General features: G+C 63.7%; 8 protein-coding genes and 1 pseudogene. 4 read left to right on the top strand and 5 right to left on the bottom strand.

Annotation, left to right across the window (positions count from 1 at the left end):
• Window positions 1-101: 101 nt before the first annotated feature.
• A pseudogene (locus ITP53_RS03940) lies at window positions 102-1,358 on the bottom strand (IS256 family transposase).
• A gap of 495 nt (window positions 1,359-1,853) precedes the next feature.
• Between ITP53_RS03940 and ITP53_RS03935 the strand changes: the two are divergent.
• The 3 genes from ITP53_RS03935 (at window position 1,854) to ITP53_RS03925 (ending at window position 4,644) form a co-directional block, all read left to right on the top strand.
• Window positions 1,854-2,072 (top strand): hypothetical protein, encoded by a 219-nt coding sequence (locus ITP53_RS03935; protein ID WP_195893893.1) that lies wholly within the window; start codon window positions 1,854-1,856, stop codon window positions 2,070-2,072.
• Between the two features lie 68 nt (window positions 2,073-2,140).
• Window positions 2,141-2,743: a restriction endonuclease subunit S gene (locus ITP53_RS03930; protein ID WP_195893892.1), complete on the top strand. Its 603-nt coding sequence runs from the start codon at window positions 2,141-2,143 to the stop codon at window positions 2,741-2,743.
• Window positions 2,743-4,644 carry an N-6 DNA methylase gene (locus tag ITP53_RS03925; protein ID WP_195893891.1) on the top strand — a complete coding sequence of 634 codons (1,902 nt, stop codon included), beginning with the start codon at window positions 2,743-2,745 and terminating at the stop codon, window positions 4,642-4,644. The genes ITP53_RS03930 and ITP53_RS03925 overlap by 1 nt, the downstream gene beginning before the upstream one ends.
• 224 nt (window positions 4,645-4,868) lie before the next feature.
• Here the strand turns inward: ITP53_RS03925 and ITP53_RS57000 are convergent, their stop codons facing one another.
• The 3 genes from ITP53_RS57000 to ITP53_RS60070 all read right to left on the bottom strand — a co-directional run bounded on the left by ITP53_RS57000 (window position 4,869) and on the right by ITP53_RS60070 (window position 9,330).
• A complete protein-coding gene (locus ITP53_RS57000) occupies window positions 4,869-5,297 on the bottom strand; it encodes an NUDIX domain-containing protein (protein WP_328813887.1) in 429 nt (142 codons plus the stop codon).
• A 1,175-nt stretch (window positions 5,298-6,472) separates the two neighbouring features.
• The gene (locus ITP53_RS03915; RefSeq protein WP_195893890.1) at window positions 6,473-8,305 is read right to left on the bottom strand and encodes a S9 family peptidase; all 1,833 of its coding nucleotides are present in this window, start codon (window positions 8,303-8,305) and stop codon (window positions 6,473-6,475) included.
• 17 nt (window positions 8,306-8,322) lie between these two features.
• Window positions 8,323-9,330 carry a helix-turn-helix transcriptional regulator gene (locus tag ITP53_RS60070; RefSeq protein ID WP_195893889.1) on the bottom strand — a complete coding sequence of 336 codons (1,008 nt, stop codon included), beginning with the start codon at window positions 9,328-9,330 and terminating at the stop codon, window positions 8,323-8,325.
• Window positions 9,331-10,453: 1,123 nt separating this feature from the next.
• Between ITP53_RS60070 and ITP53_RS03905 the strand changes: the two genes are divergently transcribed.
• Window positions 10,454-11,338, top strand: coding sequence for an AfsR/SARP family transcriptional regulator (locus ITP53_RS03905; protein ID WP_195893888.1), 885 nt, complete (start codon window positions 10,454-10,456; stop codon window positions 11,336-11,338).
• Window positions 11,339-11,393: 55 nt separating this feature from the next.
• Here the strand turns inward: ITP53_RS03905 and ITP53_RS03900 are convergent, their stop codons facing one another.
• A complete protein-coding gene (locus tag ITP53_RS03900; protein WP_195893887.1) occupies window positions 11,394-11,786 on the bottom strand; it encodes a helix-turn-helix domain-containing protein in 393 nt (130 codons plus the stop codon).
• Between the last annotated feature and the right edge of the window lie 104 nt (window positions 11,787-11,890).

Genomic DNA, 11,890 nt, shown 5'->3' with positions numbered 1-11,890 from the left:
GGTCTGCTCAGCTGGTCCGGGCCGATATGGTGACCGCTCGCGCGATACGGTGACCGACGAGGCGCTCAGCCGCGGCGATGGCGTCCCCTGGAGTGGTGTAACTAGGTGATCAACTGCTGTGCCTCTGCCTGGGTGGTCAGTGCGGCCGGGTCGCGCGCGGTGGCGCTGGCGTGGAGATCGGCCATGGAGGCCTCCGACAGGTAGCGGCGGTCGGTGACTTGCCATTCGTCGTGGAGTTCGGCCAGGATGGCGCTGGCCAGCCGTTCCAGCGCGGGAGGGTTGGGGAAGACCTGCACGACGTCGGCACGGCGTTTGACCTCGCGATTGAGGCGTTCCAGCGGGTTGGTCGACCAAATCTTCTTCCAGTGCGCGACGGGGAAGGCGGCGAAGGCGGCGAAGGCGGTGATGTCGTCGGCGGCTTTCAGCAGCATCTCTTTGACCGGGGGAACGGTCGGCCGAGCATGGCGGCGGCGGTGTGCAGCTGGGTGCGGACGGCCTGGGCGTCGGCTTGGGCGAAGATGGTGCGGATGGTGGCTGCGGCCATCTCGCCCGACCCCTTATGGATCTTGGCCAGCACATTTCTCATGAAGTGCACGCGGCAGCGCTGTCAGGCGCTGCCGAGCAGGACGGTGCGGATCGAGGCGACGAGGCCGGTGTGGGCGTCGGAGATGACCAGGCGGACGCCGTGCAGACCGCGGGCGCGCAGGGAGCGCAGGAACTCGGTTCAGAAGGCTTTGTCCTCGCTGTCGCCGACGGCCAGGCCGAGGACTTCGCGGTGGCCGTCGGTGGTGATGGCGGTGGCGATCACGAGGGCCTAAGAGACGATCTGGTGGTTGACGCGGACCTTGCAGTAGGTGGCGTCCAGGAAGAGGTAGGGGCAGGCGATGTGGTCCAGCGGCCGATCCTTGAACGCGGTGATCTCCACGTCCAGGCCCTGGCAGATGCGCGAGACCTCGCTTCTGGAGATGCCGCTGTCCGCGCCGAGGGCTTGGACGAGGTCGTCGACGGCGCGGGTGGACACGCCGTGCACGTAGGCCTGCATGATGGCGGCGAACAGGGCACGGTCGACGCGGCGGCGCCGTTCCAGCGGGCTGGGGAAAGAACGAGCCGAAGCGCAGCTTGGGGATCTGCAGTTCCAGATCGCCGGCGGTGCTGGACAGGGTGCGCTCACGATGGCCGTTGCGGTGGGTGGTGCGCTCTGGGCTGCGTTGATACGGCGCGGCGTCGATCACGGTGGTGGCTTCGGCCTCGATGAGTTCCTGCAGCATGCGCTGCAAGGCACGGCGGACCATCTCCACGCTGTCAGCGGCGCGTAGTGACTCCAGCAGCTCGGTTGAGTCGGGCTGGGACAGAGCCATCGTGAGCGTGTCCTTCCGGGAAGAATGAGCGCTTCCCTTCGACCGTCAGACGATGGCTCACCTTCTGCCAGACCCTGGTGACTGATCGTCATGAACTACGCCACTCGATGGGACACCATCCAGCCGCGATCGCCCCGACCACGTACTTCCGCGTACCGAAGTGAGCGATCGTCACGGCCTTAGCCGTCAAGCGACGTACATGTGGTCATGATCAGCCGCCGGAGCCACATTATGTGATGTAAGTCATACTGACGCCTCGTCGCTTGCTGACCTGCAAGAAGTGAACAAACGTACGACTCGAGATAGTGCGCGCCTCGAGATGGCGCGCTCAGTACGCGTGCTAAGCCAGTTTGTGTGCCATGCTGAAGACATCAGAGCAGAAGCCCTGTGATCAAAACCTAGTCGCGTAACCCCACCCCGCACGTGTTTCCGAGACAGCACGGAGTGGGGCTGCGACAACCGCTCCGCCTCATGCGAGAGCAGAAGGGACGTCCCATGCCGAGAGACGCCTGCGTCCATCATGCCCTGCCCGCCTCCCTCCACGCGACGCGCGCGGTGGTTGTCTGCCTGGTGATCATCGTCTGCGCCTATCTGGTTGGTGCTCTGCTCGACCACGGCGACGTCATCGTCGTCGCGGTCGCCACCGCCACGGTCGGTGTCGCTGCGGAGCGGCTCACGCACCTGATTCTCCGCCGTTGGGTTCGCGTGGTCTGAGTGACGGTGGGCTGGGCCGGCAACTAATCGGCCCCGCCCACCGATCTTGATGTTAGGGAAGAGGTAACATGAGAGAACATCCTCAGGTTCTTTTGGAGGATGTATACGAGGTAATCGCAGGGCCGTCAGGCCATTTGCTTGATGCGCTGCATGACGGGCCAGAGGGTGTTCCGGTCATCGGACCGCAGAATCTGGCTAATGATCACTCTATTGACGCACGTAACCTGCGCCGAATTCCTGACGAAAAGGCACGTAAACTTGCCCGTTTTGCTGTTCAGTCTGGCGATCTGATAATCGTAAGACAAGGTGCACTAGGGCGACTAGCAATTGTGGGGCAGGCCCAAGAGTCATGGCTCTTTGGAGCTTCATGCCTACGATTGCGGGCCAATGACACGCGCGTGTATCCGCATTTTCTTGCATGGTACCTTAGTGGCCCTTTCGCCCAGAATAGGCTTCAGCAACTAGCCAGCGCTGGTACGATTCCGGCCTTCAATGTCGCAGCTCTGAAGAATATGGAAATTCCGGTGCCTCCCGTGGAGGACCAACAGACCATCATTGCGATCCTTCAAGCTGCTCAAACCCAGGCGAAATTGCACAGGGAAGCCGCTCGACGTCTGGAGGAACTTTGCCCTTCCCTCTTTATAGAACTGCTTGCTAGAACGAGGCGCTAATGACGAAGATGACCCGTTCGGAAATATCTGCCCGGCTTTTTGCCGCAGCGGACGCACTTCGGGGATATATGCGGGATCCGGTTGACCTGATGGCTGGTCTTTTGGTTCTCAAGCGTGCCCATGATCAACCCGAGTTTTTGCGCCCGCCATCCCAGGATGTGTGGAATTGGCTAGTCTCAAGCGGCGATAAAGGTTGCAGTTCAAAAATGGGTGAAGCCTTCCGCACGTTGGAGAGCTTGAACCAGGGAATCCTTTCGGACACACTAACCTTTCTTACTCACGGTCGCATACCTGATTCTGCCCTATGGAGAGCGATTCAGGAACTGAACTCAGTATCCCTTGCAGACGGGGACCTAGAGTTCACTGACACTCTCGGCAAAAGCTTCGATGCTTACCTCCGTAGATACGCTGAAAGTGAAGGAAAAGGCGGCGCAGCATTCTATACGCCACCTTCAGTAGCGGAACTTGCGGTTCGCTTGGTTGCACCGAGCGAAGGGAACAGCGTGCACGACCCCTTCGCAGGAACCGGCAGTATGCTCATACAAGCTCTTAAGTTTATAAAAGACAGGTCAGGAAGCAAGGCTCATCTGAGATTGTCCGGTCAGGAACTTGTCTACGGCGCCTTGGCACAGCTCAACCTCCTCTTGCATGGAATAACCGATGCCGAGATTCGCCAAGGTAACTCGTTGACCGACCCCGCCTTTCTAGTCGAGGGCGCACCAGAGAGATTCGATCGAGTAATCTGCAACCCACCTTTCTCTACTAAATATGACGATAAATCCGTCTCCTATCCGGAGCGAATGAAATACGGCTGGGCCACGCCTGCACACGCTGACTTCATGAATATCCAGCATGCTATGGCCTCACTTAAGACAACTGGAAGGGGCGCTATAATCGCCCCGCATGGCATCCTCTTTCGATCTGGCGCGGATGCCGCGATCCGTCGTCGCGTCGTGGACAGTGGGCGCCTAGTAGCTGTCATCGGCATTGGTGCCAACGTCTTCTACGGGACTGCAATACCCGCGTGCATACTTGTCTTTGACGGCGAAGGGGAAAGTGGGACATCCACGCGCAATGATATTTTGTTTATCAACGCTGAACGAGAGATTGTTTCGGGTCGAACCAAGAACCAGCTCGAACCACAAAACATCGAGTTGATTGTCAACGTTTTCGAAGAAGAAGCACAGATTACTGGGTTTTCGCGACTCGTCTCTCAGGATGAAATCGCAGCAAACGGCTACAGTCTCGGTATCCGACAATATGTCGACTCACACACATCGTTCCCACCACCACTCGACGCGATGGCCCTGCTATATGGGGGGGTTCCCCGCGGCGAAGTTCAGGCCAGTGCTGCGAAATTCCATGCTCACGGAATCAGTATTGAACACCTCTTCCGCGAGAGAGACGAGCGCTACTACGACTTCCTCGAAGAAGGGTGGGAGACGACAGCCGCCAGAATCGCCGAACTTGGATCCACGCGAAAAAAAGCGCTTTTGCGTGAATTCTCAGTATGGTGGAATTCGATCAACCCGCGCCTTGAAGTGCTGAGAAACGATGGGCAGCACCCGGGGGAAAGTAAGAGCTTGACTGCTGATTTCGCTGCTGCTCTGGCACCCCTCGGGATAGTCGATCGGTACCGTCTCGCGGGCGTTTTTGCGCGCTGGTGGGCACTTCACGAAGAAGATATAAGGCGAAAGTCTGTTCAAGTGGATACTCTGGGCGAGGGCCTGCGCGCCGCGCTAGAAGCACAAGTAGCTGCGGAGCTACAACGGCTTATTGCCCTGTATAAGTCATGGGGCGAGCGTTACGGAACGTCTCTCGCCGACGTCGAAAGGCAGCTTGAGGCAGGGAGGGACGTACTCAATCAACATCTGAAGAGTGCTGGCTTCGCTTGGCCATGAGCGGATGCGTCGCCCATCCAACTGATGACGTCCCCTGGGGTGATGTAACTTCTGGCGATCTTCGCGAGGCGCAGAGGGATGATCTCCTGGCGTTTTGGGAATCTCGAATCATGAGCTCGACCGTGGAAATTACACCACCTGACGGGACGTCATCGCCGTGGCAAGCGGGTATCAGGCGGCACCTTTCACCTCGGATCCTTGGATGCGCCCTGCGTCCGCATCCGTCATGAAGCAGTAGCCGATGTCAAGGTGGTAGTGATCCGGTTCATCTTTGTCCGGTCGAGCCGGGACCATGCCGTACTCGACGTAGACAGGGGTCTGTGATTCGGACGAGGGAAAACTCGGCCGGGATCGACATCGGTTTCCTCCGTCAACTCGCGCACTGCTGCGTCGATCAACGTGGTATCGGTCGGTTCGAGGTGACCGCCGGGTTGCAACACGATCCCGTACGAGAGGTGCTCAACCAGCAGAATCTTGTCGCCACGGACCAGCAGCGCGCCGACAGTCACGTGCATCCGGAAATTCCGCCGGGAGGAGAAGTCCCCTCCTTGAGACAGCAGCTGCACCGGCTCAGATAGCGGCGCAGCCTCGTCCGGGTAGAGCCCGAGGTAGGCAGACAGCGCGCTTGAAATGTCCGCGTCACTGATCGCCACGGGGCGCCCCCAAGCCAGCACGAGAGCAGAGTGCGCAGTCACCGATTGCTCGGATGTGAGCGACGAGCATTGGCACAGTCAGCTCCTTGGGCACGTCGTGTACGAGGACGTTCGCATTGCCGAGCGGCGGAGAATCGTTCAGGCGATCGCCGCGCCAGCGCTGGCTGCAGCTCGGTGCGGCGCAGAAGGAGCGCCGTCACCTCAATCCGGACGTCTTTCCTCCTGCGCTGGTCGCTGTGACCACCCCTCCGTGGACTGGCTACGCTCGACCGCCCGAACCTGCAGCGTGACACAACCGTCACAGGCTCCGCTCGGCAATACCCAGAACTCATCAGCCACCCGAGACAACCTGGAGCACGGTTCGGTACTCGGATGCGGCAGTGTTCAGGAACCTAGAAGACTATGGCACGCCATGTTGCGCACCCGAAACTCCTGCTTGTGAGCGGGGAACATCTCGTCGCACTGCATCTCTAGTAGCGATGGCATCGTGCCGCGTCCGGGCGGTGTCGGGTGCTCGTGGCGGGGACGGCTCGGAGCACGCTTCGGCCGAGGCTTCGGTCGGGAAGGGCGATGGTCGGCAGCAGGGGCGGTCAGCGCAGGCGGTTGTCGGAGTTCGTGGAGTGCAGGCTCATCGACGCGCTTTCGGTTCCTGGTCGCGTTGACACTTGCGGCGCCACCGCTGACTTCGTCAGCTTCTGCGATCTTTCGGTGCGAGAAACTGGTGTCGTTGGCTAGGACATTCGAGGTGCGCTGCACGGGGCCAGAGGCAGGGACATGATCGCCCGGCATGCCTGCCAGAGCGTCCACGGTATGAGGTGAAGAGTCCGGCCGGCTAGCGAGCACTCCAGCACTGCCCAGAGCTATCGCGGCAGCTATGACGGCGGCGGCTCCGCCCACCGTCAGCAGAGTTCGGGTGCGGGCTCGTCCACGCGGTCGTTCAACCCGGTCGGGCATTCTCGGCTCCCCGATATTCCTGATCGTCACGGTGCGTAGCGTAACCGCGACCCCTCGGATGCGCTGCTTGTTGGATCTTGCGTGGACGAGTTATGGGAGTGACATTCCACGCGGTCTACCGGATAGCCCCGACGTCGCGTATGGGCCGCATCCTGGGAAGGCAGAGGGTACGCGTCAGGCGGTCCCCTCTTGCGGATGAGGCCCTGTTTTCGGTGGGACTTTCAGCCCACCTGGAGCGCTTCGGGGCGGTCGGCGGTGGTAGCGATCAAGTGGGTGTGGAGGAACGTGCTGATGGCTTCGTAGGCGGTCAGCTCGTTGGCGCGGTTGGTGAAGCCGTGGCCCTCGTCGGGATAGATGTCGTAGCGGACCTGCACGCCGCGTTCGCGCAGCCGGGCGACGATCTGGTCGGATTCGGCCTGAGGAACGCGCGGGTCATGGGCTCCCTGCAGAACGAACAGGGGAGCGGTGATGTTGTCGGCGTAGGTGACGGGGCTGCGCTGCAGGAGCTGTTCGGCGCGGGTGTCGGGATCGCCGAGGACGGTGGCGACGAAGGTCTTCCAGGTGGGAGGTGATGCCTTCGCCAGGGTGAGCAGGTTGCTCGGGCCGCACATGGAGACGCCTGCGGCCCAGGGGTAGGGGAGGCGGGCCAGGCAGGACAGAGCGGCGAAGCCGCCGTAGGAGGATCCCATGACGGCCAGGCGGTTCGCGTCGGTCCAGTCGAGGGTGTGCAGGTATTGGACGCCGTGGTCCAGGTCGTCGAGGTCGATACCGCCCCAGTCGCAGTAGATGAGCTTCTGGTGGGCGGTGCCGTAGCCGGTAGAGCCCGCGAAGTTGGGGGCCAGGATGGCGATGCCCTGGTGGAGGAGGTGCTGGTAGAGGCCGGAGCGGGCGTAGATGGGGCGTTCCTGGGATTCCGGGCCGCCGTGGATGAACAGCAGCACCGGGTGCGGGCCGGGGCCGTCCGGGCGGTAGAGCAGAGCATGGACGTCGCGTCCGTCGCGAGCCGGGTAAGTGATCAGCTCGGGGGCGACCGGGTCGATGACGTGCAGGGCCGGGGGGCGGGTGTCGGTGAGGTAGCGGAACTCGTGCCGGGCCAGGTTCACGACCGCTATCTCCGCCGGCCGGGCCGCGGAGTTGATCAGGATGATCGCGAAGGAGGCGTCGGGCGCCAGGGACAGCGCGGAGATGACGCCGGGCGGGATGTCGGGCAGCGGGATGGGGCTGCCGTTGCGGTCGGCGTGCAGGCGGGAGCTGCCGCCCTCGTTGACGGACCAGATGCGGACTCCTGTGGCGGCGTCGAGGACCTCGACATCCCAGTTCGGGCGCGCGATGGCCTGCAGGGAACGGGCTGCGAGGTCGTAGAAGGCGGCGGCGGTGAATTCGCTCCAGTGGTCGGTGAGCAGGTGGAAGCCGCTGGCGTCTGGGGCCCAGACGCCGGGCTCGAAGACACCCTCGCCCAGAGCGGACGTCAGGCAGACCGGCTCGGCGTCCGGGTCGCTCAGATCGGTGAGGTAGATGGCGATGTCGGTGTTGGACCGGAACCCGGTCGCCAGCAGCCAGCGGCCGTCAGGGGAGAGGCTGACGGCCTCGAAGGCGACCCCGTCAGGGGGCGTGAACCGGCGAAGCTCGCCGGTCTGCAGGTCGTGGACGATGAGGTCCTGGGCGGCGGGGTCGCGGTCGTTGGCCGTGTAGGCCAGGAAACGTCCAGTCGGGTCGAACGGCGAGGTGGCCAGGACACGCTGACAGTCCGGACCGGAGCTGACCTCGGTCAGGCCACTCCCATCCGAGGCGACGAGGTAGAGGCGGAACTGCTCGTCTCCGTTCTCGTCGGCGGTGAAGACCAGCCGCTCGCCGCAGGGTGTCCAGGCGATCTGGCGGACAGTGCGGTCATCGAAGCCGGCCACGCGACGCGGCTCGCCACCGACGACGGGAACCACCCACAGGTCGTAGTGCCCGGAGACATGGCTGGAATAGGCGACCAACTGGCCGTCCGGGGACAACGCGAGGGTGGGCTGGAATCGTTGCTGGGGAACAAAGTCCAGGTATTCGGGCATGGCAAGACCTTTCGGGTTCAGTCGATCCAGCTGCGGCGTACTGCTGCGGCTCCGGCGGCGAAGCGGGTCTCCACGCCCAACTGTTCGCGGATGGCGGTCCAGTGCCGCCGCATGGTGTTGACGCTGATGTCCATCCGCCGGGCGATCGCCTCGTCGGACAATCCCTGATTGAGCAGCTTGAGCACCTGTACCTGCGCGGGCGTGAGTGGTGCGACGGCCTTCGCGCTGCCAAACGGGATTGCCTTCTCCCACAGCAGCTCGAAGTACTCCCGTAGTGCTCCGACGATAACGGGGGAGCGCACGAGCAGTGCCCCTCCCATGCCTGTCGGTGTCAGGGGAACAAGGGCGACTGTCTCGTCGGCGAGCTTCATCTTCATCCCGATGCGGGGCAGCAGCCGCGCCTGCTCGCCGGCTTCGACCGCAGCTTCGATCGTCTTGGCGCCGATCGGGTGCTCCGCGCAGCGGGTCTCATAGATCGCCCGGCATTGCACCTGGCCCTCGAAGACCGGGAGCGGTACGTACCCGGTGGAGTCCTCGACGGGCGCCTCCAGGACGTAGTTGTCCAGCGTGAGCCAGTCGTGCCGCGCGGCGTTGATCAGTGCGTAGGACAGGGAACTGATCTCGTCTCGGTCGGTGACGATGTGCACGAGCCGGTCCATCGCCGAGTTCGAGGATGCCGCGGCTGGCGTCTGGTGGAACTCGCTCAGTCGCTTGTGTCCTGCCAGCAGCCGCTCCTGATCACTGACGAGACGGCGTGAAAGATCCGTCAGGACGCCCTGCAGCGCGAGTTCTGGGGGAGCGGGCACGAGACGCGGCGGCATCGCGGGGCCGTCCGGCCGGCGATGCGCCATCCCGCGAGCCGTCAGCTCGGTGACGTGCTCCTTGCTTCCCAGCAGGGACGCGGCGTCGTCCTCTGGGCAGCCGCCCTCCGTGAGCAGTATGGAGTACGACACGAAAATCTCATCCGGGACGACGCCTTCCAATAGGCGCTGCGCTTTGACCTGATCCTGTCCGTCCACCGCCACCTCCGATCAGAGAGTAATGGCGCCGAGGCTCTCCGTGACGGTTCTTCTTACCGTGTCGGGTGATGGGTGGTTCCGCGCGATGGTGACTTCTCACGATCGCGTGCTCTGCGCCGGAGAGCCCGCTGTCATAGGGGTTCTCGCCGCCCTGGACTCCGCCTCCTCGGTCAGTAGGTGCCGTGGAGGGTTTCACCACCCCTGCTGCGAGGCCTCGCACGGTCTGATCAGTGCGAAGGCTCAAGAGCGGCAGGGAGGCACTATGCGGCGGCAGCTCGTCGGGGACGTGGTGAAGAAGCTGGGCGCACTGGTTGCGGCGTCGGTGGTGTTGGCCGCGAACTCACCAGCCAGTGCGGTCAATGCAGCGCCTTACTGTCCTGCCGTGGGCCAGGTACCACAGCAGGTGTACGACATTAAGAAGGTGTGCGCGTTGGTGTACGGCGACCTGGTGCAAGGTCGAATGCCGGCCCTTTCGGATCTCCTGAAGTATCTGGCGCGGTCGCAGCGCAATCCGGCATATACCACGCTTACTTCTGAACCGCAGAAGGTGTCGAAGCCACGCGATGCGATTTCGACGATAAAGCAGCCTAAGGCCGACCCAGCCCAAGTTCGCAGGCGGGATCCCGAACGGCGACCGCTTGTACAGAGCAGCGGCGAAACTGGCCGGGCTCGGGTTCTGAACCGAGATCGTCAGACAAGGGCCCACCGTCAGCAACACCCGCACAAGGACGGTAGGAAGCCATCGTCCAAGACGGTTCCTCCATCACCAGCTCCATCGGAAACGCCCTTGGCATCGACCTCGACGCCGTTTCCTGTGCCCGCAGCGGGTTCTCCTGCGCCCGATCTGGTCGCGGCGGTTAGACCGCGGGCGCAGTCTCGATCTGAGGGGATGGGTCCGCTGAGTGGCGCGTTGGCATTCGGGCTCATGCTCATGGTCCTGACGACTGCGCTTATCGGTCGGCTGCGGCCTTGGCCGGCGCAGGCCGGCGCGAGCTCGTTTGCTGCGCGTCTGCCTGGAGGCGCTGCTGGTCCACGCGGTATCGATGGTCGCAACGGAGAGGAGATCGAAGCATTCCCGGCGGTTGTCCTGTCATCCGCTGGGGTGCAGGCGCCTACGGTCACCTGCGGGATGGCGGAGTCGATTGCCAAGCGCGACCGCGGTGAGCACTTGGCGACGACTCCGTCCCAGCCTGACCAGCCCGGCTTTCGCTCGGCGGTTTCAGAGGCTGAGGTGCCCCGCGTCTCAAGCGCTTCGGCCAGGGCGGGGTCGGGTTTCGTAGCGGCGGCGGGTAAGGCGAAGGTCGAGGTGCTGGGGGTGCCGCGGCTGTCGTATGGCGGGGCCGAGGTCTGTTTCGGTCGTGCCGAGGCCCGGGAGTTGTTGGCGCTGCTTGCGGTGTCGCGGGACGGGGTTTCGGCGGAGGGGATTGCCGAGACGCTGTGGTCTGGGGAGGTTGCCGGGCGCCGATTGGATTCGGCGGTGCGGGAGATCAACCGGGCGATGCGGCAAGCGGTGGGGTGCGCGGCCGGCGTACGGTTCGTGCTCAAGTCCGGAGAGCGGCGGGTGCTGCCGGCGGCATCGTTCGATGCGGACTTCTGGCGGTTCGAGGACGCGTGCAAGCTGGCCTCGATCGCGGACGAGGACGCTGTGCGGGTGGCGGCGTTGCAAGAGGCGCTGGCCCTGTACCGGGGGCCGCTACTGGCCGGGCGCGATGATTTGTGGGTGCTCCCGTTGCGGCAGGCCGCTCAACGGCAGGCGGCGGATGCCGCTGAGCGGATGGCCGAGCTGGTGCGGGCCGATGATCCAGGGCGGGCGGTGGACGTGCTGCGGTTGGCGGTCGAGTGCATCGATCCGTACAGCGAGACGTTGTGGTGTCTGCTGATGTCGGTTCAAGGCGAACTCGGGCGCCTGCCCGCGGTACGGCGTTCGTTCGAGTTGTTGAGGGAGCGGTTGGCGGAGATCGACGCGGTGCCGAGTCCGCAGGCGCGGCAGGTATATGAGCGGTTGGTGCGTTGACCAGCCGGTCCTGCGGGCGAAACCGGGCGACGGGAGGGCACTGGCCCGGCGGGGCTCATGCGTCTGTTCGGCGTAGCGCGTCCTGGTCGCGCGGGGCATAGGTGGTCAGCATGGCGGGAGTGAGCAAGCAGACAGGTCGGGTGCCGTAGACACGGGCCAGGAGGCGCAGGGCGTAGGGGGAGGGGCGGCGGCCCGTCGTTGGCCAGTTCTCGTAGTCATAGAGGCGGGATTCGCGCAGTCCCGCTCCGGCGGTGTCGGCGAGCTGGTGGAAGGCGTTGACTGTCTGCGTTGCGGTGAGGCCGGCGGCGTGGCGGTAGAGGCGGAGTGGGGTGGCGGGGTGGTCGAGGGCGAGGATGGTGGCGATCTGGTCGATGGTGAAGTCGTGCTGGCGCAGGTAGCGGCTGCGACGGCGGCAGTCGAGCAGCGTCTGGTATCCGGTTTCGGACATGCGTTGACATCCCCTTCATGTGGCGTGGTTCGGGGACGGTAGGCGGGCTCTGGGGAGGCGCTCCAGTCTCTCTGTGGGGTGATCGTCCGGGCGGTCGCGGGGGC

Origin of the sequence: Nonomuraea cypriaca, from assembly GCF_015645445.1 — a bacterium.
GTDB classification, from domain to species: Bacteria; Actinomycetota; Actinomycetes; order Streptosporangiales; family Streptosporangiaceae; genus Nonomuraea; species Nonomuraea cypriaca.
This window is presented reverse-complemented; position numbering and strand designations above follow the sequence as displayed.